Source organism: Roseibium sp. R5 (assembly GCF_055755305.1).
Genome location: NZ_CM146910.1, coordinates 2,216,881 through 2,243,172, shown reverse-complemented (window position 1 = coordinate 2,243,172; position 26,292 = coordinate 2,216,881). Strand labels below are relative to the sequence as shown.

23 protein-coding genes and 1 riboswitch are annotated in these 26,292 nt (G+C 57.1%); of the genes, 8 read left to right on the top strand and 15 right to left on the bottom strand.

What is annotated here, in order from left to right; translation table 11 throughout:
* The first annotated feature begins 58 nt into the window (after positions 1–58).
* Together AC0J4F_RS10375 and phnF are read left to right on the top strand one after the other, a co-directional pair.
* On the top strand, positions 59–1,204 hold the full coding sequence (locus AC0J4F_RS10375; RefSeq protein ID WP_473026174.1) for an alpha-D-ribose 1-methylphosphonate 5-triphosphate diphosphatase: 1,146 nt from the start codon (positions 59–61) through the stop codon (positions 1,202–1,204).
* Between the two features lies 1 nt (position 1,205).
* The gene (phnF, locus tag AC0J4F_RS10370; protein WP_473026173.1) at positions 1,206–1,982 is read left to right on the top strand and encodes a phosphonate metabolism transcriptional regulator PhnF; all 777 of its coding nucleotides are present in this window, start codon (positions 1,206–1,208) and stop codon (positions 1,980–1,982) included.
* 56 nt (positions 1,983–2,038) lie between these two features.
* On the opposite strand, the gene AC0J4F_RS10365 is transcribed toward phnF, so the two are convergent.
* From AC0J4F_RS10365 to AC0J4F_RS10325, 9 genes are all read right to left on the bottom strand, one after another.
* On the bottom strand, positions 2,039–3,940 hold the full coding sequence (locus AC0J4F_RS10365) for a beta-galactosidase (RefSeq protein ID WP_473026172.1): 1,902 nt from the start codon (positions 3,938–3,940) through the stop codon (positions 2,039–2,041).
* 8 nt (positions 3,941–3,948) lie between these two features.
* Positions 3,949–4,791 (bottom strand): SMP-30/gluconolactonase/LRE family protein, encoded by an 843-nt coding sequence (locus tag AC0J4F_RS10360; RefSeq protein ID WP_473026171.1) that lies wholly within the window; start codon positions 4,789–4,791, stop codon positions 3,949–3,951.
* Between the two features lie 4 nt (positions 4,792–4,795).
* Positions 4,796–5,410 carry a 2-dehydro-3-deoxy-6-phosphogalactonate aldolase gene (locus AC0J4F_RS10355; protein WP_473026170.1) on the bottom strand — a complete coding sequence of 205 codons (615 nt, stop codon included), beginning with the start codon at positions 5,408–5,410 and terminating at the stop codon, positions 4,796–4,798.
* The gene (locus AC0J4F_RS10350; RefSeq protein ID WP_473026169.1) at positions 5,407–6,327 is read right to left on the bottom strand and encodes a 2-dehydro-3-deoxygalactonokinase; all 921 of its coding nucleotides are present in this window, start codon (positions 6,325–6,327) and stop codon (positions 5,407–5,409) included. Before AC0J4F_RS10350 ends, AC0J4F_RS10355 begins: the two co-directional genes overlap by 4 nt.
* The gene (locus AC0J4F_RS10345) at positions 6,324–7,088 is read right to left on the bottom strand and encodes an SDR family NAD(P)-dependent oxidoreductase (protein WP_473026168.1); all 765 of its coding nucleotides are present in this window, start codon (positions 7,086–7,088) and stop codon (positions 6,324–6,326) included. Before AC0J4F_RS10345 ends, AC0J4F_RS10350 begins: the two co-directional genes overlap by 4 nt.
* Before the next feature lie 47 nt (positions 7,089–7,135).
* A complete protein-coding gene (locus AC0J4F_RS10340) occupies positions 7,136–9,217 on the bottom strand; it encodes an alpha-galactosidase (RefSeq protein WP_473026167.1) in 2,082 nt (693 codons plus the stop codon).
* Complete coding sequence (locus AC0J4F_RS10335) at positions 9,214–10,062, bottom strand: carbohydrate ABC transporter permease (protein ID WP_008195769.1); 849 nt, start codon at positions 10,060–10,062, stop codon at positions 9,214–9,216. The genes AC0J4F_RS10340 and AC0J4F_RS10335 overlap by 4 nt, the downstream gene beginning before the upstream one ends.
* A gap of 1 nt (position 10,063) precedes the next feature.
* Positions 10,064–10,975, bottom strand: coding sequence for a carbohydrate ABC transporter permease (locus tag AC0J4F_RS10330; RefSeq protein ID WP_306147458.1), 912 nt, complete (start codon positions 10,973–10,975; stop codon positions 10,064–10,066).
* Positions 10,976–11,077: 102 nt separating this feature from the next.
* The gene (locus tag AC0J4F_RS10325) at positions 11,078–12,340 is read right to left on the bottom strand and encodes an extracellular solute-binding protein (RefSeq protein WP_133953151.1); all 1,263 of its coding nucleotides are present in this window, start codon (positions 12,338–12,340) and stop codon (positions 11,078–11,080) included.
* Positions 12,341–12,460: 120 nt separating this feature from the next.
* On the opposite strand from AC0J4F_RS10325, the gene AC0J4F_RS10320 reads away from it, so the two are divergent.
* From AC0J4F_RS10320 to AC0J4F_RS10295, 6 genes are all read left to right on the top strand, one after another.
* Entirely contained in the window at positions 12,461–13,240 is a 780-nt protein-coding gene (locus AC0J4F_RS10320; RefSeq protein ID WP_133953149.1) for an IclR family transcriptional regulator, read from the top strand.
* A 28-nt stretch (positions 13,241–13,268) separates the two neighbouring features.
* Positions 13,269–14,330, top strand: coding sequence for a sn-glycerol-3-phosphate ABC transporter ATP-binding protein UgpC (locus AC0J4F_RS10315; protein ID WP_133953147.1), 1,062 nt, complete (start codon positions 13,269–13,271; stop codon positions 14,328–14,330).
* 141 nt (positions 14,331–14,471) lie between these two features.
* A riboswitch (cobalamin riboswitch) is annotated at positions 14,472–14,686 on the top strand.
* A gap of 122 nt (positions 14,687–14,808) precedes the next feature.
* Positions 14,809–15,204: a DUF1636 domain-containing protein gene (locus tag AC0J4F_RS10310; protein WP_133953145.1), complete on the top strand. Its 396-nt coding sequence runs from the start codon at positions 14,809–14,811 to the stop codon at positions 15,202–15,204.
* Positions 15,201–15,995: an ABC transporter ATP-binding protein gene (locus tag AC0J4F_RS10305; RefSeq protein ID WP_473026166.1), complete on the top strand. Its 795-nt coding sequence runs from the start codon at positions 15,201–15,203 to the stop codon at positions 15,993–15,995. Before AC0J4F_RS10310 ends, AC0J4F_RS10305 begins: the two co-directional genes overlap by 4 nt.
* Before the next feature lie 3 nt (positions 15,996–15,998).
* Positions 15,999–16,934, top strand: coding sequence for an ABC transporter substrate-binding protein (locus tag AC0J4F_RS10300; protein WP_133953141.1), 936 nt, complete (start codon positions 15,999–16,001; stop codon positions 16,932–16,934).
* Between the two features lie 4 nt (positions 16,935–16,938).
* Positions 16,939–17,994, top strand: a complete 1,056-nt coding sequence (locus tag AC0J4F_RS10295; protein ID WP_133953139.1) for an iron ABC transporter permease — start codon at positions 16,939–16,941, stop codon at positions 17,992–17,994.
* A 65-nt stretch (positions 17,995–18,059) separates the two neighbouring features.
* On the opposite strand, the gene AC0J4F_RS10290 is transcribed toward AC0J4F_RS10295, so the two are convergent.
* The 6 genes from AC0J4F_RS10290 to AC0J4F_RS10265 are packed head-to-tail and all read right to left on the bottom strand — an operon-like array spanning position 18,060 to position 26,264.
* Positions 18,060–19,331 carry an aminotransferase class III-fold pyridoxal phosphate-dependent enzyme gene (locus tag AC0J4F_RS10290; RefSeq protein ID WP_133953137.1) on the bottom strand — a complete coding sequence of 424 codons (1,272 nt, stop codon included), beginning with the start codon at positions 19,329–19,331 and terminating at the stop codon, positions 18,060–18,062.
* 22 nt (positions 19,332–19,353) lie between these two features.
* Entirely contained in the window at positions 19,354–20,478 is a 1,125-nt protein-coding gene (locus tag AC0J4F_RS10285) for a mandelate racemase/muconate lactonizing enzyme family protein (RefSeq protein ID WP_473026165.1), read from the bottom strand.
* Positions 20,475–21,590, bottom strand: a complete 1,116-nt coding sequence (locus tag AC0J4F_RS10280) for a mandelate racemase/muconate lactonizing enzyme family protein (protein ID WP_473026164.1) — start codon at positions 21,588–21,590, stop codon at positions 20,475–20,477. Before AC0J4F_RS10280 ends, AC0J4F_RS10285 begins: the two co-directional genes overlap by 4 nt.
* Positions 21,587–22,699, bottom strand: coding sequence for a mandelate racemase/muconate lactonizing enzyme family protein (locus AC0J4F_RS10275; RefSeq protein WP_473026163.1), 1,113 nt, complete (start codon positions 22,697–22,699; stop codon positions 21,587–21,589). The genes AC0J4F_RS10280 and AC0J4F_RS10275 overlap by 4 nt, the downstream gene beginning before the upstream one ends.
* The gene (locus AC0J4F_RS10270; RefSeq protein WP_166672880.1) at positions 22,696–23,790 is read right to left on the bottom strand and encodes an alcohol dehydrogenase family protein; all 1,095 of its coding nucleotides are present in this window, start codon (positions 23,788–23,790) and stop codon (positions 22,696–22,698) included. The genes AC0J4F_RS10275 and AC0J4F_RS10270 overlap by 4 nt, the downstream gene beginning before the upstream one ends.
* Positions 23,787–26,264, bottom strand: a complete 2,478-nt coding sequence (locus tag AC0J4F_RS10265; RefSeq protein ID WP_473026162.1) for an FAD-dependent oxidoreductase — start codon at positions 26,262–26,264, stop codon at positions 23,787–23,789. The genes AC0J4F_RS10270 and AC0J4F_RS10265 overlap by 4 nt, the downstream gene beginning before the upstream one ends.
* Positions 26,265–26,292: the final 28 nt, after the last annotated feature.

Sequence of the window (26,292 nt, the reverse complement as noted above, 5' to 3'; positions counted from 1 at the left end):
GTCGATAACGGTTTCATGACGTAGCCGCCCTATTGTTAAAATATTCGAGGGTTCGAAATTGACTTCCATAAGTATTCTTGGTGGCAACGCTCTGAAAAACGATGAATTCATTTGTGAGCCGGTTTACATTCACTCGGGCGTTTTCGTTGATTCATCAAAGAATTTTAGCGAAACAATTGACGCATCGGGCTGCTATGTTCTCCCTGGTATCATAGATGTACACGGGGATGCTTTTGAACGGTCAATACAGCCGCGGCCGAATGTCGACTTCCCGCTTCCAATTGCGCTGGCGGATGTTGACCGGCAGTTGATCGCCAATGGCATTACCACCGCTTATCATGGGCTGACTGTTTCCTGGGAACCGGGCTTGCGCAGCTATGAGGCTGCCGCCAATTTCCGAATGCACCTGAAAGCCCTGCGGGGGACCTTTTCCTCAGACATGCATTTGAACATCCGGTGGGAAACCTTTGCACTGAACCATGTCCAGGACATGATTGACTGGGTTCAGGACGACCCCAAGTCCGTTCTGTCACTCAACGATCACACGACCGCCTATCTGGACCTGCCGAAAACCTCATCGAAGATCAGCCGGATGGCCGGCAGGTCCGGTCTTTCAGAAGACCAGTGCAAGACCCTGATCAACCAGGTATGGGAACGGCGCAACGAGGTCCCAGCTGCGATCGAAGCCATCTGCGCAGGAGCTCGGGATGCTGGCTGCTCCGTCTTCGCACATGACGAGTTAACCCCGGAAACCCGCACGGAACACCGCCGCTTGGGCGTCTCCGTGTCCGAGTTTCCTATGACCATTGCAACTGCCAAAAGCGCTGCCGAAGAAGGTGAACACGTGGTTTTGGGCGCTCCCAACATCGTACGAGGCGGTTCCCAGAACAACGCCATCGACGCAAGGGAGAGTGTGGCGTGCGGCCACTGCACCGTTCTGGCATCGGACTACTATTACCCAGCTCCATTGGCAGCTGCGTTCAAACTGGTTGATGACGGTGTTCTTCCGCTGGAGAAGGCATGGAACCTCATCTCCAAAAACGCGGCAACGGCGGCAAAACTGGCAGATCGTGGCGAGATAGCAGAAGGAATGCGGGCGGATTGCATTCTGGTGGACAAAAAGACCCGCAGCATCCGGATGGTGATTGCCAACGGCCGGGTGAAATATACCTTCAATTCAGGAAATCAAAGCCACCAGGTGTGATGTGACCGATCTGGAATTGTTTCGAACTCTCGCGCGCGAACCCTATCGAGCCAAAGGCGAAAAAGCCATCTGGCTGCAGATATGTGACCGTCTTCAGTTCGCGTATGAAAATGGCGAGCTGGCACCTGGCATCAAGCTTCCCGGAGAAGTTCATCTCGCCGAAGTCTTTCAAGTCAGCCGGATCACCATCCGCCGGGCACTTTCCAAATTGCAGCAGGAAGGTCATCTTCACGCCAGAAAAGGTGTTGGCGTCTTTGTCCGCCAAAGACCTGAACGCTATGAAGTTGAGAGTAATATGAGGTTCGCCGACGGTTTCAAGGTCGCCCCGGATCGGGTGACCACCGAGACATTGAACCTCACACGCGGCGATATCTCGTTTGAAGGCGGAGCTGCCCTTGAACTGCCGGCCGGAACCCAAGTCATTAAGCTGCTCAGACGCCGCATTCTGGATGGCGAGCCAATTTATCTGACCGCCAAAGAGTTCCCGGCAGCGAGGTTTCCGGACTTCGAAGCCGTCTACAACAAAACGGGCTCAGTGACAGAGGTTTACAAAGCGCACGGTGTCGAACGCTACGAGCGCGCCGAAACAAGAATTGCGGGCGGATTTGCAACGACGCGGCAAGCGGATGGGCTGAACCTCAGTCCGCGCACGCCCGTTTTGGAAGTGGTTGCGATCAATTGCGATCCAACCGGCACCCCAATCGAATACAATGCTGGCTGCTGGCCACTCTCTAGCGTCGAAATTGTATTTCCAGGCGCGGTACCCACCAAGGCTTGATTGTATTGGCAATCTCTCGACGGTCGGGTTAGCGATCGGCTGCCAACTTTAGTTTGCTAGAGTTTTTCAAACAGAACCTCAGCCGCCGCGATTGGACCGGCGGGCGTTTCCGCAGCCTTTGCACCATAGTTGATCCAGATGCGCGTGCCTTCGGTGTCGCGGCACCGGACGCCATCTTTCAAATCGAAGGTCGGTATGTCCGCCTTTGCGCAAAGGTGCTCAAAAAGCCGTCGCCAAGCCGCATCATCACACCATCCGCCAACGTATGTGAGATGATCGGAGCTGACAGCAGCCGGTTCTCCGGTATCCAGTTCGAATAGCGTTTCGGCAGCGCTTTCCAGTTCCTCGCGGTACCCGGTAAAGACCCCGCCCCCCTTGAGGGGCATTGGCATGTCCGGACGCAGGCTCTCGACCCGTGCAACGGTAACATCCAGACCCGGCATGTCCGGCGGCAGGGGGACCGGCATGACCATATCCGCGTCTCGTGCTGCAGTTCGGGGACCAAGAACCACTTCCGCGTCACACTCTGCAAGGGCGGTCTTCAGATCGTTCGGCATGGTGATCATGCCGGGTGCGGCAACGATTTTGTAGCCGCTGAAATCGCGGGTTTCAGGACGCAGAATATCTATGGACAACCCGAGCTTGCGCAATGCCTTGTAGGCGTCGAACACCAGCTGGAAATAGCTGAGCCCGGCACCGTGCGGCTGGGTGGCCCAGGCAAAGTCTGCGTCATAGTCGAAGATCAAGGCAACCGGTGCTTGGCGCACAGACACATCCGGCGCGGCCCGCAATTCGTCCGCGACCTGCCGAGCCTCGATCAGGGCCGGTGCATCGGCATTGTCCGGCCGCAACATGCCGGCGTGCATCTGCTCCTGGGCAAACGGGGCCTGCCGCCAGCGGAAGTAACAGACAGCCTCCGCCCCATGGGCATAGGCCTCCCAGGCCCAAAGCCGCATCATGCCCGGCAACGGCGCCGGATTATAGGGCGCCCAATTGACCGGTCCCGGCTGCTGTTCCATGACCCACCAGCGCCCCTTACCGACAGCGCGGTAAAGGTCGTGATGGAAGGCCTGAAAATCGGGATCTCCCTGACGGGCATAGGTGCGCTGATGCTCGGCCGATGCCCCGACCCGGTCCTCAAGGAACCCGAGCGGGTAACTGTCCCAGGTGGCGATTTCCAGGTCGTCGCCCACCTTGAAGTGATCGAAATCAGTGATCCTGCCCATGTAGTTGTGGCTGATCGGAGCATCGGAATTCGCCCGGATGATCTCAACCTGCCGCTTGTTGAAACTGACCACCTGGTCTGACGAAAACCGCCGGAATGCAAGCGCATGAGACGGGTTCGGTTCGGTGACCGTCAAGTTCGGCAGGTCGATCTCGGCAAAGGTGCGGTACTCCATGGACCAAAAGACATTGCCCCAGGCGCGGTTGAGCGCACCGATGGTGCCGTACCGTTGTTCCAGCCACACCTGGAAGGCACTGCGGGCGGCGACGGAATAGGAAATCGTGGTGTCGTGACAGCCGTATTCATTGTCGGTTTGCCAGGCGGCGACATACGGGTTTCGGCCATAGCGTTCGGCAACCAGTTTGACGATCCGGTCGCTTTCGACCCGGAAGCCCTCATGGGAAAAGCAATAGTGACGCCGGGAGCCGAACTTGCGCGGCTGACCGCTTGCGTCAATGGCGATCATGTCAGGATGCTTGTCGATAACCCAGCGGGGCGGTGTTGCGGTCGGTGTGCCCAGGACAATTTTCAGGCCGGCTGTTCCGAGAGTGTCGATGGCCCTATCCAGCCAGTCGAACTGAAGGTCCCCCGGCGTGGGCTCCAAACGCGACCAGGAAAATTCACCGATGCGAACCCACGTCAGGCCGGCGTCCTTCATCCGGCGGGCATCGGCCTCCCAGATTTCCTCAGGCCAGTGTTCGGGATAATAACAAGTGCCAAGTGTGCGTTTCATGATTTTCTCTAAAGCCGGACACGGTGTTCCGCTTGACCACTGGTCGATGTCTCAGCGGCAAAGGTCTTGCCGTCGCTGTCACCAGTCCGCCCACCTTCAGTCGCGGTTGTTCCGAAAAGAGTTTTCAGATCGGCACCACCGAAGGCCGGACAGGAGATCTGTTCAGCGGGAAAATCAATTGCTTCGATGAAGGATCCGTTCGGCGCATACCGAGCGACCCGGTGGGCACCCCATTGTGCATTCCAGAGATATCCGTCCGCATCGACGACCGAACCGTCGGGGTTCAGTCCCTCGGTTCTAAGGTCTGCAAAGACGGTTGGCTCGCCCACCGGCCAGCCATAGGGGTCGAGCGCGGCTTTCTGAATGATGCCCGTTACCGTGTCGGTGAAATAGGCGGTTTCGCCGTCCGGGGAAAAGCAGATCGAATTGGTGATCGTCAAACCGGAATAAAGCTGACGCAACTCTCCGCGAAAGTACCGGTATATACTGCCTGCACCAGTTTCAGCACTTTTTCCCATGGTTCCGATCCAAAACCCGCCATAGGGGTCTGCGCGGCCGTCATTGGACCGGGTGACCGGATTGTCTGGCTCCAGCGGGCACAACATCTGCTCGGCCCCGGTTTCCAGGTCGAACAGAAAGAGCTTGCTTTCACTGGCGATCACCAGGGCATGTTCACTGATCCACCCTGCGGCAGAAACATGTTCCGGAAATTGCCATGAGAGTTCTTCATCGCCTTTCCGGCTCAGCAATGTTTTGTTGAGAATGTCGAACCAAAACAACTGCTGGCGCTGAGGGTGCCAGATTGGCCCTTCTCCCAAAAGGCATTGCCTATGATCGTAGATCGACGCCATGTCCCTACTCATTTGATGTTACGGCAGCATCATACGCAGTGACGATGGCCTTAGCCCGGGCTTTGATCTCATCAACCGTAAACCCCGGCTTGAACAGCGCCGTCCCAATACCAAAACCTGTCGCGCCAGCTTTTAGCCAATGTTCGAAATTGTCCGGCCCGGCTCCACCAACCGCATAGGTCTTCGTTCCCTTCGGTAATACGGCAAGCATGGCCCTAAGCCCATCAGGACCGATGAGCGTGGCAGGGAAAAACTTCAAACCATCAGCTCCGTTGCGGAGCGCGCTGAAACATTCGGTGGGTGTCATCACACCCGGAAAGGATGACATGCCCTCCGCCTTTGTGATGCGGATGACGTCCGGATTGCAATCGGGCGAGACGATCAATGTGCCACCGGCCGTTTTAACCTGATGAACCTGTTCAGCCTCCAAAACAGTTCCAGCACCGATTTCAGCTCGCTCGGAATAGGCTTTCGCCATGGCCTCAATACTCTTGAGCGGCTCCGGTGAATTGAGAGGAACCTCGATCTTGGTGATGCCCGCCTCTATCAAGATCTCTGTAACCGGCAAGGCCTCAGAAGGCATTAGTCCCCGCAGGATCGCGATGATGTGTCGGCTCATTTTGTTTCTTTCAGGTGTGCTTCATAGGCCAAGCTTAGACCCTTGACCGTATAACTTTCAGCGTCCAGCAACGCGCTCTGGTGCCCAAGGATACCAAGCGCTGCTCCATAAACTTGGGAGAGCTGATCCTTGCCCAAAATCGCAGTGTTCTGAAGATCAAACTCTGATGCGACTGCGGCAAGTTCAGCTCCGATAAGCAGACCTGAAAGGCGACCAGTCGCTGCTTCGGGAGTTTGCCCTGCAATCAGACTGGAGGCGCGAATTCCAAAGAGCTCGCCTGTCAGTCGCTCAGGCGACTTGGTGATCTCTTTGACAGCTACCTCAAAGCTTGCGTCGCAAAACCCTTCTTGCGCCAGGCTATGCTGCAGGACGGATTTTTCTTTCAAAAGGGCGAAGACTTCGCCCGTCATACACGTGCGAAACCCGGTAATGGTCCCCTCCTCCAATACCACCCACTTGGTATGGGTCCCGGGCAGGCAGATCAGACCGGTAAATGAGGGATGATCAGACAGAAAACCGGCAATCTGGGTTTCTTCGCCGCGCATCACATCTGCGGGCGCCATCTGTTTGATGCCGGGAAGGATGTGGACTGAAAGCCGTGGATCGGCCGGCTCAACGATTGTGGCTTTGCCGACACCGGGAGGCGCACAAGGTGTCTCACGATAAGGCGCCTCCCGCCATCCTTGCCGCGACCCGGCCATACCGCAAATGATGACAGGAGTTGTTCGGTTCTCCGGCAGGCACTCGTCGATCAGCTCCAGAAGAGCACCTTCAAAGTCTTCCGGCGCGAGTGTGCTCATTCCTCTGGCCGACGCTTTGTGCAAAACCGTATTGTTTGCAGCGTCAAGCGCCCAAATCCGCAGATTGGTCGTTCCCCAATCCGCGGCGATCCAGGCAATGTCATCCTGTCCACTCATCCGGTCACCACAACCCCACCATCGACCACGAGAGACTGACCGGTCATTGCCTTGCTTGCTTTTGAGGCAAGAAACAGCACAGGGTCGACCATATCTTCAGGCGCCAACTCCTCCTTGAGACACTGGCGATCAATATGTGCAGCAAGGCCTTCCGGAGTGACCCACATGTCCTTTTGCTTCTGGGTGAGAACCCAGCCGGGAGCTACAGCATTGACGCGAATGCGGTCCGGGCCGAACTCCCGCGCCAGGCTCCTGGTCATGCCGTTGATACCAGAGTTGGCCGTGGTGTAGGCCGGGTATCCTGCGTTGCCCATCATGTAGGAAATCGATGTGAAGTTGATGATCGATCCGCCGCCCGCCGCTCGCATGCCGTCGACGACGTGCTGGCACGCAAAGAAATAGGCCTTCAGGTTGATCGCCTGGGACCAATCCCAAAAGTCCTCGTCAACCTCTTCCGTAGTGTGGCGCTTGTCATTGGCAGCGTTATTGACCAGAACCGAGATCGGCCCGTTTGCCTTCATTGCCTCATCCATTGAGGCCTTGAGCGCACTCATGTCGGTGATATCGCACGGCAAAAACACTGGCCGGTTGCCATGTTTTTCTTCCATTTCATCGCAAAAAGCAGTCGCATCAGACCGCTGCACGAAGGCAACCTTGGCCCCTTGCGCCAAGAAACCATCCGTCAGAGAGGCGCCGATGCCGGACCCACCGCCGGTGATGAAAACCGAGCTGTCTTTGAGATCCGGAAAATTCGCGTACATCAGTGGGTCCCTTGTGTTTGCGGCTCAATAATACCGAAAAGACATGTTCAATTTGGCAGACGCTGGCCTTCGATAACCCAGATTGTCTCCGGGAACCGCCAGGGCAGGGTCAGGCCGTGCGACATCAAATACCGACCGCTGACCGTGAGATCTTGATACTTCAAGAGCGGCGCGCCACGGGACAAGCCGGTCGTCTCGTCCCGGTTCGTCAGCGTGATCTTGTAGACAGCATCTGGGTCCAGACCCGTCAAACGTATCGGGTGCGGCAGGATCTGGTCGGAAGGCCGGGTCAGGGCGGCGAAAGCTGCAAACCGGTCCCCGGTTTCCGCCACTTGTATCTCCGCGATGATTGCCGGATCGGTCGTATCGAGACGCAGGATGTCCGCCTCCATCAACCAATCCCGGTTGGCCTTCCACCAGTCGGTCACGGCCTTCAGCGTCCGTGCTTCATCATCGGTTAGCTCGCGCGGGTCCATTTCAAAACCCATGTGCCGCTGGGCTGCGGTCCAGGCGCGCATCGACATGCCGATCACCCGGCCTGAAGTGTGGCAGTGACGTGGACCGACATGCGATCCAGTTACGGACGCGGGCAGGAAAAGCGCTGCATCGTGCTGAATACGTTGACGCTCCAGCGCGTCGTTGCTGTCGGATAGCCAGACCCGCTGCGTGCGTTCCAAAATGCCGAAATCGATCCGGCCTCCGCCGGACGAGCAGCTCTCAAATTCAACATGCGGGAAGGCTCTGCGTAGCTGATCGATGAGGGTGTAGACACCTTCGGTTTGCGCCGCATCGACAACAGGCAAAACCCGGTTGTGATCCCATTTGACATAGTCAACGGCATAGCTGCCAAGAACTGCCGACATTTGGTCAAAGAGGTATTTGCGAACGTCCTCGCGGGCCATGTCGAGCACGAGCTGCTGGCGGCCCCGTGTCTGGTCTTCCGGCCCCAGGATCCAGTCCGGATGAGCGCGGTAGAGATCGCTGTCCTCATTGACCATTTCCGGCTCGTACCAGATGCCGAATTCCATGCCCAAAGACGTGATGTGGTCAATGAGCGGCGTGAGCCCATCCGGGTATTTGCGCGGATCAATGGTCCAGTCCCCAAGAGAGGACGTGTCATCGTCGCGTTTGCCGAACCAGCCGTCGTCAAGTACGAAGCGTTCCGCACCAAGCTCTGCGGCCCGGTTGGCGATGGCCTTCAGCTCATCTAGTTTGTGGCCGAAATAAACCGCTTCCCAACAATTGTAATGCACCGGGCGCGGCGTTCGAGCATTCTTGACAATCTGCGTGCGGACATGCCGCTGAAACCGGACTGCGGCTCCGTTAAGGCCATCGTCAGAGTAGGTCGCATAAAGGGGCGCTGTCTCAAACGACGTGCCCTTGCGAAGGCTGGCCGACGCGTGTCCGAACTGGATCAGCCGCCTGCCATCCGCCAATTCCTCTGCGACCATTTTATGGCCTCCGGACCAGCCATAGTGAAAAGCATAGGCGTCACCCGCGGTATTGGAGGCTCCAGAATTACACACGATCAAGCCCGGAAAGTGGGCATGATCGGTTCGGCCGGTCCGATTGTCCCGGACGCGTGCGCCGGGGGCAAAGGGCAGGCGGTTGGTCAGGAATTCCGAGCACCAGCGGCCGGAAAACTCGATCATCTCGTCAGTGTATGCCGGAACCGGCAGGACAGGAGCAGCCAGCCAGTCGACAACGATGTCGTCATTGCTGCGAAGATGGCTTTGTAGTTTCAGGAGCGAGGTGTCGGTCGTCAGGCTAAGACCAAATGTCAGTGACAGACCGCAGTCTTCATCAGAGTAAACCAGTGACAACGCATTGCCGGACTGCTCTTCCGATTGAAAGCTAAAGCGTGGGGCCAAAACCTTCCCAGCAGCGTCTCGTGCCGCAAGCCCTGTCTGTCCGGGAAAGGTTCTTGAAGTTTCCGGATTCAAACTGATTGGTGCATTTTCATCCACCATGCCGCCGGTCACATCCATGACCGAGGCTTCCACCAGAATCCGCAGATTCTCCCTTTCCGGCAGGACCGGACCCCAGTAGACAACCTCCGGCAGACCAGCATTGCGGCATGCCAGGACCAGACACTGATGCTGGTCGCCAAGATGCCAGGTCCTGATCATTTCACAGCTCCAAGCGTGAGGCCGGCGATGAAGTGCTTCTGCATCATGAAAAACATGGCAACCGGGGGCAGAGCTGCGACGATGGAGCCCGCGCTCATCAGGTGATAGGCGGCCCGGTATTGGGCATTGAACGAGGTGATCCCAGCGGTGACGGGCTGGCTTTCCACGCCTTGGGTCAGTACTATCGCCCAGAAATAATCGTTCCAAATGAAGGTGAAGATCAGCACTGAGAGCGCGGCAATCGCTGGCTTCATCAGGGGCAGGACGACAAACCAGAAGATCCGCCATTCTGCAACACCTTCCACCCGTGCTGCTTCGATCAACTCAAACGGCAGGGCGCGGATGAAATTGCGCATGAAAAGCGTGCAGAACCCGGTCTGGAAGGCAATGTGAAACAGCACAAGTCCGGTGATCGTGTTGTAGAGTCCCAACTGCAGAGTGAGATCGCGGACCGGGACCATGAGGATCTGGAACGGCACGAAATTGCCGGCCACGAACATGAAGAAGATCCAGATGTTGGCTCTGAACTTATAGATACCGAGCGCAAACCCTGTCATGCAAGACAGCGCCACAGCACCTATCACGGTCGGAATCGTGATCTTGAACGAGTTCAGGAGATACTGCGGCATGTCCGATCCGGTAAAGACCAGACCGTAATTTGTGAAACCCTCAAAAGACGACGGCCAGCCCCAATAATTGGCATTCGCAAAATCAGCGTCAGGTTTGACCGAGAAAATGGCGACGGCGATCAGGGGCAGCAGCCAGAGGATCAGCGCAAGCGGCAACAAGGTCTGATAGGTAATCTGCCAAGAGCGCGGTGTGCGTTCGATGGGTGTCGGAAACATCTCAGCGCGCCTTTTCTTCCTTGTACATCGACCATAGGAAGTAGGCGATGAACATCAGCATGATCAGGAAAAGAACAACCGCAATTGCCGCGCCATATCCCATCCGGAAACCGTATTCAGACAGGGCAACCTCGAACATGTAGAAGCTGAGCACGCGGCTTGCGCCAAACGGTCCGCCGTTGGTCATGATCGAGATCAGGTCAAAGGACCGGAGCGCACCGATAATGGTCACGACAAAGGCAATGAAGGTTGCCGGACGCAGCTGGGGAATGATGATGTACCAAAGCATCCGCCAGCCTTTGGCACCATCAAGACGCCCCGCCTCAATCTGTTCCGGATCAACAGCATTTAAGCCCGTCAGATACAGGATCATGCAATACGCAGTTTGCGGCCAGAGCCCGGCAACAATGATCCCGATGGTTACCCAATTCTCGTCCCCCAGAACATTGATCGGCGGGAGACCGACAGATCCGAGCAAGACGTTCAAGATGCCGAAGGTTGGGTCATAGAACCAGGTGAAGACCAGTCCGACGACCACTTGAGAAATCACGAAGGGAAAGAAAAACAGCGACTTGTAAAGCCGGATACCTGTCACTGTCTGGTTCAAAAACAACGCAATGAAAAGGCCTGCAGGGATCGCGGCCAGATAGAGAACGAGCCAAATGACGTTGTTTTTGAGGGACGTATAAAACGCATCATCCCAGTAGAGCTCTTCGTAATTGTAAAGACCAACGAACTCCGCTTCTCCAAGTCCATCCCACTCGTAAAGCGACAAGTTGAAGGACTGGAAGATTGGAAAGATGACGTAAAACAGGAAAAACAGGATTCCCGGGGCTAGAAAGAGCCAAGGCGTCAACTGTTGCTGGTTCCTGTGCCACCAAGATGTTTGGTGGCCGTCTGTCGTGTAGGCCATTCGGAAACTCGTTGGAAGAGATCGTCTCTGGCTCTGCCGGCTGGCAGAACAGGAGGTTAAGGCAGGGTGCCGAAACACCCTGCCCGTTTCATCAGATCAGAGTTAGTCCTTGTAAATGCGCTTGGCCGACCGGTCCAAACGGGCCAGGATCTTGTCCAGATTGTCCGGCTTGACCATGAACTCCTGCATGCCCTCCATGGCAACTTTTGCCATTTCAGCCGGAGCATCACGATCGAAGAACTGCGCGACACCGCCAGGCGAGTTTGTCGACAGCATTTCAAATCCCTGCTCCAGGAACTTGTCCTGATCGACGGAGGATTGGGCGTTCACCGGAAGCTGCCCAAGGTTCTTACCGTCGTTGATCCATGTTTGGACGTCCGGAGACACCACATACTTCAGGAACTCGCGGGCATTCTCTTTATTCTGCGCATTGGCGGGAATGTGGAAGGTATCGGTTGGCGCATCCTCGGCCTTTTCAATACCCGGCGTGATTTCGACAAACTGATAGAAATCCAGCTGATCATCAGTCAGGCCAGCATCGCGCAGCGGTGCAACGGCGAAATTGCCCATCAGATATGCTGCAGCATCGCCCTGAACCATGAACGGCAACGCTTCCTGCCAGCTGTAGGTCTGGTGATTGTCGATGAAGGCGCCCATGTCGATCAGCTCGCGCCAATTGGCGAATGTCGCACGGACCTTTTCAGAATCCCACTTTTCCTTGCCCTGCAGCAGGTCCATGTGAAAATCGAAGCCATTGGTGCGCATGTTCAAGTAGTCGAACCAGCCACCAGCCGTCCAAAGGAACTTGGTGCCGATCGTGTAGCACTTTTTGCCAGCATCAATGATCTTCTGGCAGTTGGCTTTTTCCTCTTCCCAAGTGGTCGGCTCAGTAAGGCCCAGCTCGTCGAAGATGTCTTTCCGGTAGTAAACCCCCCATTGATAGTAGGTGTAAGGCACACCCCACTGCTTGCCATCAATGGTCAGCGCACCTTTTGTGGATGCAAGGTTTTCGCCGATTTCGGTACCATCCCACAGGTCGGACACATCTTCGAACAGCCCAGCTTCGACATAGGGGCGCATCCGGTTTGCCGCATACCAGGTTGCAACATCCGGAGCGTTTGCCGTCAGAAAGTTGCGGATCTGGGTCTTGTAAGCTTCCCGGTCAATCACTGTGGTCTCAATGTTGAGATCCGGATTTTCTGCCTGAAAATCGGCAATCATCTTTTCCATCGTCGCCCGAGGAGCCGGGTTGGATGTATCCAAGAAGATTTTGAGATCACCGGTCAGGCCGTCAGCAAATGCGCCGCCGGTCGCCGTTGCAAAAAATGCAAGAGCCGCCGCGGACGTCTTCAACATGGAACGCATGGTTTCCTCCCTAAAGGTTCCATTATTTGAAACTTAGTTTTGTATATTGATACCTTGCGGGTGAGCGGTTACGTTGTCAACAGGCTCGACGATAAGAAACGGGTCAGGAGGAGAGCTCACATGAACAAACACGCCACCGGAGATGGGACGGTCGGCAAAGCACTTGATGTGCTGGAGATGGTGTCAGCCAAGGGCCGGCCGGTCCGGTTCTCCGAATTGCTCAATGAAAGCCCCCTGCCCAAGGCAACGCTCTACCGGCTGCTGCAAACCCTGGTGAGCCAAGGCATGCTCTCCTACGGCGATGGGCAGCAGACCTATGCGTTGGGTATCCGCCTTGTCCGGCTTGCCCATCAGGCCTGGCGCCAAAGTTCCATTGCACCTATTGCGCGGCCCATCGTTTCCGCTTTGTCAGAGACCGTCGGCGAGACGGTACACCTGGCGCAATTGGACAACGGACAAGTGCTTTATGTCGACAAACGCAACGCAAAAGATCCGATCGACATGTATTCACAGGCGGGAAAGGTCGGCCCTGGATACTGCACGGGGGTCGGCAAGGCCCTGATGGCGTTTCTCGAGCCAGGTGAACTCGATCAGGTGATCGCCAAACAATCCTTCTATCGCTACACCCCGGCAACGCTGGCCGACGAAGCCTCACTACGCGCTGATTTGGACACTATCCGCCAAGAGGGCATTGCTTACGACCGGGAAGAGCATGAACCGGAAATCATCTGTATCGCAGCACCGATCTTGGCACCAAAGGGCCGTCCGATTGGCGCGCTTTCGGTGACAACATCAACCCGGCGCAAAAGCCTTGATGAATTGAACGAAGCAAAGCCTGCGCTTTTGAAGGCTGCATCTGAAATTGCCGCAGCTGTCTCGGACTGGCAGTTTCCAGGATAATTGTTCCCAGGGAGGGGAGAAGAACTTCATGTCTGGTGTCACCTTAGACGGAGCCGTCAAAAAATACGGTGAGGTTCAGGTCATTCATGGTGTCGATCTTCAGATTGAACATGGTGAGTTCTGTGTATTTGTCGGACCGTCCGGCTGCGGAAAATCCACGCTCTTGCGCATGATTGCCGGCCTTGAGGAAACGACAGGCGGAAAAATTTCCATCGGCCAGAGGGATGTGACCAAATCCGATCCGGCCGAACGCGGTGTCGCGATGGTGTTCCAGACCTACGCCCTTTATCCGCACATGACGGTCGAGGAAAACATGGGCTTCGGCCTCAAAATGAACGGGTACCCGAAAGCCGAGATCAAGGAGAAGGTCGGCGAAGCGGCGCGCATCTTGAAACTCGAGCCCTATTTGGCGCGCAAACCAAAGGCCCTTTCGGGCGGCCAACGCCAGCGTGTTGCCATCGGACGCGCCATTGTTCGCGGACCGGAAGTCTTCCTGTTCGATGAGCCGCTGTCGAACCTTGATGCGGAGCTGCGCGTTGATATGCGGGTCGAGATTGCCCGGCTGCACAAGGACATCGGCGCCACCATGATCTATGTGACCCACGATCAAGTCGAGGCTATGACCCTGGCCGACAAGATCGTGGTTCTGCGCGCCGGGCGGATCGAGCAGGTCGGCTCCCCAATGACGCTCTACTCCGATCCGGACAACAAGTTCGTTGCCGGTTTTATTGGCTCACCGTCGATGAATTTCATTGAGGGGACCGTGCAAGATGGCAGCGTTGCCATTCCGGCATTTGGTGGTTTGACGGTCGAGCCATCCGTTGCACTTCCAAAAAATGACGAAAAGGTTCTGGTCGGCCTCCGCCCGCAGCATCTGGTGATCAGCGAGACGGACGAGGGCGCGAAGGTTGATCTTTCCGAACAACTGGGCGGTGTCGCGTACTCCTATCTTGTTTGCCAAACGGGAGAACGCGTCATCATTGAAACGAAGGGCGAAGACGTCCCGAGACCGGACAGCGCCGTTGCAATCACGTTTGATCCCGCCAACGCCTTTTTCTTCGATGCCAAGACCGAACAACGGCTCCGTTGAGTGCAAGTTTTGCGCTTTGCGAATTTTCCGATGGAAGACGCCAATACGCAGTGGTTTTAACGCCGAGGCGTCAAACTGAAAATTTGCTTGTGATCACAAGCTTCAAGTCGATCATTTTAAGTTGACCGGCCGACGGCCATCGGCTTTTTTAGCGATGATGGTTCTCAGACGCCCAAGGCCGACGAGATGAAAAGGGAACACGGTGCGGCGTAGCCAGTAGGCACCAAATCCGTGACTGCCCCCGCAACTGTGAGCGGTGAGCGACCCCGAAAGACACCACTGGACACATCGTCCGGGAAGGTTCGGGAGAGTTACGACCCGCGAGTCAGGAGACCTGCCATCACCGGTGCAGTTGCTGCACCGGTTCTTCAACTTGATGCGGGCGGGGCGCCCGGCTCGGAGCATATGATGGCAAAGCGGTCACCACCGCCACCACGTCGTTTTGTTTGGCGCGCCCTTCTTTGTGGCGGAGGGCCAAATGAACCATCGTATAACTGTTTGCACATCCTGCCGGCGAAAGGGCACGGAAACACGTCCGGGTTTTGAGCTGATTGAACGGCTCCGAAACGCCTTACTTGCTGCTGACGACACAATGCCCGAAACCTTCGACGTTTCAGGTGCCGCCTGCATGGCGGGGTGCGATCGGCCGTGTACGATCGCCTATCACGGCACGAGCAAGGCCTCCTACCTTTTCGGGGACATTGATCCAGAGACCGATGTCGACGATCTCGTCGCGTTTGCAAAACAATACGCCTATCTCGGCGACGGATGGTGTTCGTCTGTCGACCGTCCAGGCAAGTTGCGGAAGTCTACGCTAGCGCGGATACCCGCCACCGGTTCGGCGCTCGAAGAGCAGAAAGCGCGCGCTTCGTGACCGCAGCAACCCTCACCGCCAAAGACCTGTCTTGGTCGCCAAAGCACCATGGTGACATCCTGCTGCGATCGACCAGCTTCCACCTTGAAGCGGGCCGTGTGCTCGGAATTGTTGGACCGAACGGTGCCGGCAAAACAACCCTGCTCAGACTGCTTTACAGGTTTTATCGACCGGTCACAGGTCAGGTTCTGATTGACGGCGAGGACATCTGGAGTCTCTCCGCGCGAGAGACTGCACAGCGGATTGCCGCCGTCTTGCAGGAACAACCAAGTGACTTTGCACTCACTGTCGGTGAGATCGTGGCACTTGGCCGGACACCGCACCGGCGCGGGTTTGCCGGGGCGACAGGCGCTCATGACCGGGATATCATCGAGAACGCCTTGGACCGGCTGGACTTGCACGGACTGGCCGGCCGCCAACTTGGAACCCTCTCAGGCGGAGAGCGTCAGCGTGTCATGGTGGCCCGCGCCTTGGCGCAACAACCTCGGCTGTTGATCCTGGATGAACCAACAAACCACCTCGACATCCGTCATCAGCTGGAAGTTCTGGACCTTATCCGCAGTTTGCCCCTGACGATCGTCACCTCGCTGCACGATCTGAACCTTGCTACTGGGTTATGCGACGATGTTGTGCTTCTCCAATCGGGCCGTCAACTCGGCTTCGGATCCCCTGCGCATGTTTTGACGGAAACGGCTGTTTCCCAGGCTTTCCAGGTTGACGCCCGGCGCGAGCGCCTCACCCCCAGCAACAATGATCATCTGACTTTTCATATTCAAAAACAGGGAATTTAACTCATGAAGAAAACACTTTTGACCGGCCTGGCACTTGCTCTTTCTGCTGGGATTGCGGCCGCGGAAACCAGCGTCCAGAGCTGCGACCGTGTGGTGACCTTCGATGCGCCACCGCAACGCGCCATATCCAACGACGTCAATTTGACAGAGATGATGCTGGTCCTCGGTCTTGAGGACCGAATGGTGGGCTATACCGGGATCTCGGGCTGGAAAACGCTTGATGAAGAAATGCGGGCAGGTGTCCAGGAACTTCCGGAGCTGTCTTCCAAATATCCGTCCAAGGAAGTGATTATCGGCGCGGATGCCGACTTCTTCTTTGCCGGCTGGAACTACGGAATGAAAGTCGGTGGTGAGGTCACGCCAGAAACGCTCGAACCTTTCGGCGTGAAGGTTTATGAGCTCACCGAATCCTGCACCCACATTATGGACAAGGACAAAGCCAGCATCGAGGACATGTATGCTGACCTGTTGAATTTGGGACGTATCTTTAACGTTGAAGAGCGTGCCGAAGACCTCGTGGAAGGATACCGGTCGGATCTTGCCGCGTTCAAGCAGGACCTCAAAACAGGCGAACCACTGCGCGTGTTTGTTTATGACAGCGGCGAAGACACCCCGTTTACCGCCGGGCGCTATGCCATGCCGACCGCACTCATCGAAGCTGCGGGCGGCAAGAACATCATGGATGATTTTGAAAAAAGCTGGGCCACCGTCACATGGGAAGAAGTGATTGAACGCAATCCGGAAGTCGTCGTGATCGTCAACTACGGCGAAGTCACTGCAGACCAGAAACGTGCGTTCATGATGTCCAATCCAGCTTTTGCAGATCTCGATGCCGTCAAGAACGACCGCTTTGTAACGCTGGAGTATGTCGAGGCAACGCCGGGACCGCGCAACATCAGAGCGATCAAAACACTCGCCGATGCCTTCTGGAGCGAGTGAACCCGTGAGCGAGACGAGGACTGTTCAAGCAAAATCGCTGTTGTCTGGAAACAAGCTGATAGCCGGTCTTGGCGGGCTGGTACTGCTCCTTGTCTCGCTCTCTTTCGCGGTTTCGGTGGGCGCTGTTCAGATCGACCTTGGAACCGTTTGGGGCGTATTCCTCAACAAACTGTCTCCTGGAATGATTGAACAGACTTGGTCGCAAGGCCGCGAAGCGATTGTCTGGGAAATCCGTTTTCCAAGAGCCCTGCTTGCGATGATGGTAGGCGCGGGGCTGGCCATTGTGGGAGCAAGTCTCCAGGCCGTAACCCGCAATCCGCTGGCGGACCCTCACCTTTTGGGAATTTCTTCTGGCGGCGCTTTTGGCGCAATTCTGGCCCTGCTTCATACCGGTTTGTTCATTGGTTTATTGACGGTCCCTCTGTTTGCATTTCTGGGGGCTCTGGGAGCCACCGCCATTGTGCTAGGTGTTTCGCGGTTTGCCGATGCGACAAGCGCGGACCGTTTGGTGCTCGCAGGTGTGGCCGTGTCCTTCATTGTCATGGCAGCGGCAAACGGGTTGATTTTCTTAGGCGACCCTCGCGCAACTCATACGGTTGTGTTCTGGATGCTGGGAGGTCTGGGGCTTGCGCAGTGGAGCCAGCTTATCTACCCGTTTGTCATCCTGCTTGCATGTGGTGCCTGGCTGATGTCGCAGGCGGCAGCTCTGAATGCCATGACGGTTGGCGACGAAACAGCCTCCACCCTCGGCATTCCAGTCGCCCGCTTCCGTCTCATCGTGTTTGTTGTCGGGGCCTTGATTACCGGCGTGATGGTCGCGTTCTCCGGCATCATCGGCTTTGTCGGCCTGATGGTCCCGCATGTTGTCAGACTGATTGTCGGCGGCGACTATCGCCGTGTTTTATTGGGCTCCGCGCTGATTGGCGCTGTCTTTCTTCTCTGGGCTGACATCGCAGCCAGGACCATCATGGCCCCTGAAGACATGCCCATCGGCATCGTCACCGGCCTGGTCGGGGGCATCTTTTTTGTTTGGCTCTTGCGGGGGAAAAGAGCGGCATAAGACACGCTGCTCTTTCTGACTTTCGATCTCGGCCGCGCAATCATCAGAACGCGATTTCCGGGCATCTAAAGCTGCCCTGCTGCCGTGGCGATTGCTGCGTCGGTTTGCTGTAAATCCTCAGCGGACAGGGCCAAATGTGCGTAGAGCTTGCTGTCGGGTTTCAAGATCCCGCTTTGGCGGAGTGATCCGTTAAACGCTTTGGCCTGCGCCGCGTTGTTCTTCAGCGTATCACGGTAGTCGCGCACCGGGTCTTCGGTAAAGACGACATCGAACAACATGGGTTCGCCAACGATCTGGTGAGGAACGCCTGCGGCCAAAAGATGCGTCGCGTAGCTTTGCATCAATCGCTCACCGTTTTTCTTGATCTCCTCGTAGGCGCCAGGACGCCGCAGGATTTCCAAAGTCTTCAAGCCTGCCACACTGGCAACGGGGTTGCCGCTCAGCGTTCCAACCTGGAACGTGAAACTCTTGTCACCGACAATGGCCTTGTCGAAATGGGCCATGATCTCGGAGCGGCCCGCAATCGCGGCTAGAGGAAAACCGCCGCCAATGATCTTGCCGAGCGTGCACAGATCGGGCACGACGCCGTAGTACTCCTGCGCCCCGCCATAAGCGAACCGGAAGCCGGTGACCACTTCATCAAAGATCAGGACGATTTCGTGCTTGGTTGCCAGATCCCGCAAGGTCTGCAGAAACCCCGAAGCGGGTGGGATCAACCGCTGCAAGGGTTCCACAATGATACAGGCAATTTCGCCGGCAAATTCCTCAACCAGTGACGTGACGAAATCTGCGTCGTTGAACGGTGCAATCAGCATGTTGTCACGCACGCTTTCCGGGATTCCGGCGGAATCTGGAACGGCTTGCGGGAAATTGACAAGCGTCTTCGGCGAAAGGCTCATCAAGGCTTCGCCGGACATGCCGTGGTAGCCACCCTCGAATTTGAGGATTTTGTCTTTCCCCGTAAAGGCGCGGGCCAGCCGCATGGCGTACATGTCCGCTTCTCCGCCCGTCGACACGTACCGGACCTGCTCGGCGCAGGCCATAGCCTCGACCAAGACTTCAGCAAGCTCAATGCCGGCGGCATTGTTGGTGAAGAACGTCATGCCCTTACCGAGCTGTTCTTGCACCGCGTCCAGAACTTCCGGATGACCGTGACCCAAGATCATGGGGCCGGACCCGATCAGATAGTCGATGTACTCTTTGCCATCTTCGTCCCAAACTCGCGAGCCCTTGCCTTCGCGCAAGATCAAAGACGGATCGAAATTTCCAAACCCGGCCGCAGGCAGGACTTCTGCTGCACGGTTTTTCCAATCGGATTGCGAGATATTCGTTTTCATGGGCGTGCCTCTCAGGCTGGCATTATGCCACTAGGTCGAGAATGGGATCTCCGAGCACATCCGGATCGGGCGATACACCCAATCCCGGACCACTTGGAGGAGAAATGAAACCACCGGTCCGCGATGGCGCTGCAGGATCAATTCTGGGTGCAACATAGCCGGACAAATCGCAGACATTCATGATGCCCTGGCGGGGAGTTGCGGCGGCGACATGAAGCGCTGAAGCTGTTGCGATGTCCGAACCCCAAGTATCCTCAACACACATGCGCGCGCCGGCATAAAGACACAGATCCCGGGCCTTCCGGAGTTCGGTAATCCCACCGAATTTGGACAGTTTCAGAGCTACCGCATCCATGCAGCCAAGTTCATAGGCCTTCAAAAGGCTGGTAGTGTCATGCGCGTTTTCATCGAGCTTCATCGGCAAACCGGTTGCAGCCCTGACTGCAGCGCACTCTTCCAGCGTTTGGCACGGTTGTTCCAGCATGATGTCGAGGTCGGCGACGGCACGCCCGACGCGGGTTGCGTCCATCCGGGTCGCACCGCAATTCCAGTCGCCATAGACGATCGGGCCAGGACCAACTGCTTCCCGAACGAGCCGCAAGCGGGCAACGTCTGCTTGCCAATCATCGTCCGCGCCAAGTTTGACCTGGATCTGGGTCATGCCAGCTGCAATCGCGTCTTTTGCGATCCGGACCATGTCGTCCGGCGCAATGCATGTGATGGAGTGATAGAGCGGGAGTTCATCTGTCTGCAATCCGCCAAGCAGGGTGTATATTGGCAGCCCGCAGGCCTTACCGGTCAAATCCCATAGCGCAATGTCGATGGCAGATTTTGCATAAACATGACCGATCAGGTGCTTGTTGCAGGCCGCCATCGCAGCCTCCGCGCCAATCGGGCTCCGCCCAATCAGGACGGGCGCGAGTTCTTCAAGGGCCGGAGCAACACCGTTGGCATAGGCGGGCAAGTAATGAGGGATCGGGCAGACTTCGCCCCAACCGGAGACGCCTTGTTTGGTCTCGATGCGCACAACCATGCTGTCCACGGTGGCACAGGCCTTGCCGGATGCCATGTAGTAGGTCTCGTGGCTTGTCAGTGGAACCCGCCACAGGGACAGACCCGAGATTTCAAGATCGGGCACGTTTTTCATGCGGCGTCTCCATATACCGCGATCGGGTCGCCAAGGATTTCAGGATCAGGTTCGACACCGATGCCGGGGCTCTGGTCGAATTGAACCGAGCCTTCGACATTGCGCGCGCCCTGGCCGGGAACTGGATCAACAGCAAGATGCGCATGGCACAGCCAGCTTGCCAGTCTGTTGGCCTCCGGCGTAGCAGCCGCCAGATGTAAGGCGGCTGTGTCCGCGAACGCGGTTCCGCCCGTGTCTTCTATGTGCATCTGCCAACCGACCGAGATGCCGAAATCCCGGATCTGTTTCGCCTTGGTCAGTCCACCGACACGGTTCGGCTTGACCTTGACGCCCTGACAGATGCCCGCCTTCCAGGCATCAAGATGATCTGCAAAGGAATGCAGACATTCATCCAGCATGATCGGCTGAGGCACTTTGGCGGCCACAAGCGCACACTCAGACAGAGTTTCACACGGCTGCTCGATCCAGTCGCGGGCGGCAACCGAGTTCAGCACCTGTAGAGCGACACCTGGTGTCCAGGCCCGGTTCACATCGAAGGTCACCTGTTCGTCCGGCGCCAAGGCTGCTGAGATTGCCTCAATGCGTTCGATGTCGGCCTTGAAATTGCTGCCACCGACCTTGGCTGAGTGGGTCTTGTAGCCCTTGGCACTGGCGGCCTGAATATCCGCGATCATTTCGTCTGGCGTACCAGTTGAAATTGACGAATTGATCGCGACCTCTGCTGGATTTTCCGCACCAAAGAGCCGCCAAAGAGGGGAGCCGCCTGATTTGCCAAGGATGTCCCAGCAGGCAATGTCCAAAGGTGCTTTTGCGTACGGGTGTCCGGGCAATTGCAGATCCATCGCCCGATTGACCGTCTCCAGAGCCCGCGGGTCCTTACCTATCAAAGCAGGTGCCAGGAGCTCCAGAGCCGCGCGCAAACCCGAACCATGGGCTGGCAGGTAAGTATGACCCCACGGGCACCCCTCGCCCCAACCAATCAGCCCCTCATCTGTTTCAACGCGCACGAAGGTGCTGTCGAGCCGCTCGAATTTCAGCCGCCCACCGGAAAGCCAGTAGGGTTTGGAGAGCGGCAGATCTATCTGCCAGACGGAGATCTTGATGATCTTCATGCGGCCTCTCCATAGGTGGCGACCGGATCTCCAAGGGCTCCAAAGTCTGGGGCAACGCCGAGCCCCGCCATGTCAGAGGCGAAGAGCTTTCCATACTTCGTCTTTGGGGCCGGTGTTCCTGTCGAACGGGTGTTGTAGTTACAAAGGTCCGTTGTGTTTTGCAGGTAATCCGCTGGAGTGGACGCTGCGAAATGGGCGAGCGTTGCGGTTGCGATTTCGCCGCCCCATGTATCTTCGGCAACAACCGGGATCCGGTTGTCGAGGAAAAAGTCCCGAACCCGCCGAGCTTTGGACAGACCGCCAAGATTCGATATTTTCAGGCACACCAGATCCGCACCCTGATCGGCAACAATCCGTTGTGCGGCCCGCATGCCGGTCACGCATTCGTCGAGCTTCATTGGCAGATCGATCCGCCGACGGACCTGAAGGCACTCCTCATAAGTCCGGCAGGGCTGTTCGAAGATGAAGTCGAGATCCCGTGTTGCCCGGGCCACCCGGAGCGCATTGTCTATGCGCCAGCCCTGATTGGCATCGGCCATCGCTTTTTCGCCGGGTTTCAGAAGCGGAACGGTTGCGCGGATGCGGTCTATGTCGCTGGACCAGTCCGCACCGACCTTGATCTGGAATTGCCGGTATCCCGCAGCCCGGTGCCGGTCCAGCTCGGCGACCGTCTCTTCGGTTCCTCTATGCGGCGCGACACGGTACATGGGCGCGCCGTCCGTCAGTTTTCCGCCGAGAAGAAGCCAAACCGGCGCATCGAGAGACTTTCCAAAAATATCCCAGCACGCGGCGTCGAACGGGGCCTTGGCATAGCCGTGGCCCTGAATGGTGTGATCGAGGATCTGCTCGATCCGGGCCACCTGCCTCGGATCTTCTCCGATCAGAACCGGCGCTACCAACCGCGCGAGCGCTTCAACCCCCTCAGAATGGGCGACCATGTAGTTCTCGCCGCAGGGCGTGAACTCGCCGCAGCCTTGCACACCCGCATCCGTGTCGATCACGACAACCGAGGCCTTTGCCACTGTAATGGCATTGCCCGCTCCCCAGCCGTATGCGCCATCGACATAGGGAAGATCTGTCTTGTAGACACGGATGCGGGTGATCTTCATGGGGTCACCACAATGTTGCCCGTGTGCTTCTTTTCGATAAAAGCGGTTTGTGCCGCGTGAAAATCCTTCAGCGGATAGGTTGCAGCCAAAGCCGGTTTGATTTCACCCCGCTCAATGTACCCGACGATGTCTGAGAAGATATGCGGAGCAATGACAGTCGAGCCGGTAAATGTCAGGTCACGCAGGTAGAAGGTCCTCAGATCGAGCTCCACGATCGGGCCCGCAATGGCGCCGGAGCACGTGTACCGACCACCGCGTTTCAAGACATTTATCAAGGTGCCCCAATAGGGCCCGCCAACAATATCTGCAACAACGGAAACCGTGCCTTTGCCGGTTGCTGCATTCAAAGCGGCTTTGAGATCCGCCGGTGCGCGTTCAAGAACGTGATCCGCGCCGAGCGCCTCAACTTCTGCATGTTTGGCGGGCGACGCCAGAGCAATAACAGTCGCGCCCCGACGTTTTGCGAGTTGGACCAGGGCCGATCCAACACCGCCCGAGGCACCAGTCACCAGAACCATATCCTTTGCACCGACATTGGCGCGGCTGAGCATCCCTTCTGCGGTTGTGTAGGAACAGGAAAATGTTGCCAGTTCTGCATCAGATAGTTTGCTGACGATGGGGCCGACATTCCGGGCATCAACAACCGTGTATTCGGCAAAGCCGCCGTTGCACTCGGAGCCGAAATAGCCGGTCTTGTCCATGTTGTCCGGATCGGACCAGTCGCGTAGCCAGCAGTCGACCATGACGCGCCTGTTCAGGAGGTCTTCAGAAACTCCATCTCCCAACGCGACGATCGTGCCGACCGTATCGGCGCCCTGAATCCGCGGGAAGGTAATGGGGCGTCCGCCCCAGGTCGGGTCTTCCTCTGCGACTTCCTGATAGGCTCCGCCGGTGGTCGCCTCGGAGACTGTTTTTGAATACCAGCCGGAGCGGGTGTTCACGTCGGTGTTGTTGAGGCCGCAAGCTCCGACTTTGATGAGGACTTGACCGGCTCCCGGTTCGGGTGTCGGCCAGTCTTCATGCCAGACGATCTTGTCCAGACCGCCATGCCCCTCCAGAACCATCGCTTTCATTGTGGCGGGAATGCTCATTCCGCAGCCACCCCGACTGGTGCATCTGTGCGCGGCAAAATGCTATCCGGATCGTAAGCAGGGACATCAAGAACCCGCGCGGATCGCGGCCCATTCATGACGACGACTTCCAACTCGGTTCCCGCGTTCGCAGCCTCCGGTTTGACGTAGGCAAAAGCCAGGATCTTGCCGACTGAATGACCGTAAGCAATCGAGCTTGTTGCCCCAACGACCTTCCCGTCCATCAGGACAGCTTCTCCGCCATGACCATCAGCAACGCCATCCGGCTCCACTACAAGATAAACACAGACCCAGGGAAGTGCGCTTTCCGCGCTTTTTGCGGTTTCTTCACGGCCGAGGAAGTCACCCTTGTCGAGTTTGACGAAGCGCATCACATCCGCTTCCGGCAAGGTGACTTCGTTTGTCAGTTCGCCGGCGCCCTTAAAGCCTTTTTCGAGCCGCAGGGCATTCATTGCAAAGGACCCGTAGTCCACGAGACCCAGACTTTCCCCGGTCACCCAAAGTGCGTCGTACACCGCCAGCATGTCTTCCCGGGGAACGTGGAACTCCCAACCAAGCTCGCCAGCATAGGACATGCGGAAGGCCCACAGTTTGCGGCCTGCCACTTCGATTTCTTGTGCCGTCAACCACCGGAACGACGCATTGTCCAGAGCGGCCGGGGTATTGGGAGCCAGAATATCGCGGGCCCGCGGCCCGTTCAGCGCCATCGCCCCCCAGTCGGTCGAGAGGTTTCGGACCATTACAGTTTCACCGTCAAGGTGTTGGGCCAAGTGATCAAGCAGACGCTGCTCGAAGAACGCCGCGCAGACGAGATAGAACCGGTCCGGGCCAAGCCGCACCACGGTCAGCTCCAGCTCAATCCGGCCACGCCGGTTGAGCATATGGGTCAAGGCGATGCCGCCAACTTTCCTGGGAAGCTTGTTGGCAACGAGACGATCGAGATAGGCTTCTGCGTCCGGACCGGACACTTCGATCTTGGTGAAAGCCGAGATATCCATGATGCCGGCAGCGTCCCGCACTGCCTTCATTTCCTTCGCCACGACGCCATGCCACTCAGGCCGGTTGAAGGAATAATAATCGCGCTGCTCCAAGCCGTCCTTTGCGAACCAGCGCGGCCGTTCATGACCATAGACTTCTTCGTAAACCGCACCCTTTTCTTTCAAACGTTCATAAAGCGGGCTGGGTTTGATCGGCCGGCCTTCCAGGCGGTTGAAGTGCGGGAACGGAATTTCGTGGCGCAGGCAATAGTCTTCCTTGGCCTTGATCACCTGCCAGTCCTTGTCGGCATAGTCGCCGAACCGGCGTGGATCAAACTCGCGCATGGAAATGTCGGCGGCGCCATGCACCATCCATCTGGCCAGTTCGCGTGTCAGACCCGGGCCCCAACCTATGCCGATCTGGGTGCCACAGCAGCACCAGTAATTCTTGACGCCGGGAGCTGGGCCAATCAGCGGATTGCCGTCCGGCGGGTGTGAAATCGCACCGTGAACTTCCCGCTTGATGCCGAGCTCAGCGAAGATCGGCATCCGGTCCATGGCGTTTTCCAGCCAGGGCATGATCCGGTCATAATCGGCCTCAAACAGCTCGTTTTCAGCTTCCCAAGGGCAATGGTCTTCCCAAACCGTGTTCGGGTTTTCCTTTTCGTAAATTCCGATCAGACCGGATTTCTGCTCCATGCGGATGTAGCCGGAGACAAGCTTGTCGTCGCGAATTACCGGGAGTTCTTTATCTAACTCCAGGAACTCCGGAACCGTGTCGGTAACGATGTAGTGGTGGGTCATGGAGGTCATCGGCAATTGCAGGCCACTCCATTCACCCATCTGGCGCGCATAGGTGCCACCAGCATTCACTACATGTTCGCAGGTGATATCACCAAGTTCGGTGAAGACTTTCCACTCCCCCGTCGGCAGCTGCTTGATGTCCTTCGCCCGGCAGCGGCGAATGATCTTCACACCCAGCTTGCGTGCACCGATTGCCAGCGCCTGGGTGACACCCGACGGATCCGCGTGTCCGTCATCCGGCGTGTGGAGTGCGCCGAGAACGCCGTCGAGATTATAGTATGGATGCAACTCCCGGATCCGGTCCGGCCCCACAAGTTCCATCGGAAATTGAAGCGCACGGCCAACGCTCATGGTGTGGCGCAGCCAATCCATTTCGTCTTCGGTGTAGGCGAGGCGGAAAGACCCGCAGCCATGCCAGGTTACGGATTGGCCTGTCTCTTCTTCCAGCTGCCCGGAATAAAGATCAATGTTGTAACCGACACATTTCCCAAGGCCGAAGCTGGAAGTGGAATGCGTGATCTGGCCCGCCGCGTGCCAGGTCGACCCGGATGTCAATTCCGCCTTTTCCAAAAGCACAACATCGGACCAGCCCTCATGCGCCAGATGGTAGGCAAGGCCGCATCCCATAATGCCGCCGCCAACAATGACAACACGTGCCGAAGACGGCAGTTTCGTAGCTCCAAGTTCTGACACGTCGCATCTCCATGGACCGTGATTTTTC

What these genes read in the sequence shown, in the direction of transcription:
- AC0J4F_RS10270 (WP_166672880.1), bottom strand. Translation starts at nt 23,790, where the DNA reads ATGAGCATTCCCGCCACAATGAAAGCGATGGTTCTGGAGGGGCATGGC.
- AC0J4F_RS10350 (WP_473026169.1), bottom strand. Translation starts at nt 6,327, where the DNA reads ATGAGTGGACAGGATGACATTGCCTGGATCGCCGCGGATTGGGGAACG.
- AC0J4F_RS10355 (WP_473026170.1), bottom strand. Translation starts at nt 5,410, where the DNA reads ATGAGCCGACACATCATCGCGATCCTGCGGGGACTAATGCCTTCTGAG.
- AC0J4F_RS10285 (WP_473026165.1), bottom strand. Translation starts at nt 20,478, where the DNA reads ATGAAAAACGTGCCCGATCTTGAAATCTCGGGTCTGTCCCTGTGGCGG.
- AC0J4F_RS10290 (WP_133953137.1), bottom strand. Translation starts at nt 19,331, where the DNA reads ATGAAAACGAATATCTCGCAATCCGATTGGAAAAACCGTGCAGCAGAA.
- AC0J4F_RS10325 (WP_133953151.1), bottom strand. Translation starts at nt 12,340, where the DNA reads ATGCGTTCCATGTTGAAGACGTCCGCGGCGGCTCTTGCATTTTTTGCA.
- AC0J4F_RS10360 (WP_473026171.1), bottom strand. Translation starts at nt 4,791, where the DNA reads ATGGCGTCGATCTACGATCATAGGCAATGCCTTTTGGGAGAAGGGCCA.
- AC0J4F_RS10340 (WP_473026167.1), bottom strand. Translation starts at nt 9,217, where the DNA reads ATGATCAGGACCTGGCATCTTGGCGACCAGCATCAGTGTCTGGTCCTG.
- AC0J4F_RS10330 (WP_306147458.1), bottom strand. Translation starts at nt 10,975, where the DNA reads ATGGCCTACACGACAGACGGCCACCAAACATCTTGGTGGCACAGGAAC.
- AC0J4F_RS10275 (WP_473026163.1), bottom strand. Translation starts at nt 22,699, where the DNA reads ATGAAGATCACCCGCATCCGTGTCTACAAGACAGATCTTCCCTATGTC.
- AC0J4F_RS10310 (WP_133953145.1), top strand. Translation starts at nt 14,809, where the DNA reads ATGAACCATCGTATAACTGTTTGCACATCCTGCCGGCGAAAGGGCACG.
- AC0J4F_RS10335 (WP_008195769.1), bottom strand. Translation starts at nt 10,062, where the DNA reads ATGTTTCCGACACCCATCGAACGCACACCGCGCTCTTGGCAGATTACC.
- AC0J4F_RS10320 (WP_133953149.1), top strand. Translation starts at nt 12,461, where the DNA reads ATGAACAAACACGCCACCGGAGATGGGACGGTCGGCAAAGCACTTGAT.
- AC0J4F_RS10300 (WP_133953141.1), top strand. Translation starts at nt 15,999, where the DNA reads ATGAAGAAAACACTTTTGACCGGCCTGGCACTTGCTCTTTCTGCTGGG.
- AC0J4F_RS10280 (WP_473026164.1), bottom strand. Translation starts at nt 21,590, where the DNA reads ATGAAGATCATCAAGATCTCCGTCTGGCAGATAGATCTGCCGCTCTCC.
- AC0J4F_RS10315 (WP_133953147.1), top strand. Translation starts at nt 13,269, where the DNA reads ATGTCTGGTGTCACCTTAGACGGAGCCGTCAAAAAATACGGTGAGGTT.
- AC0J4F_RS10365 (WP_473026172.1), bottom strand. Translation starts at nt 3,940, where the DNA reads ATGAAACGCACACTTGGCACTTGTTATTATCCCGAACACTGGCCTGAG.
- AC0J4F_RS10345 (WP_473026168.1), bottom strand. Translation starts at nt 7,088, where the DNA reads ATGTACGCGAATTTTCCGGATCTCAAAGACAGCTCGGTTTTCATCACC.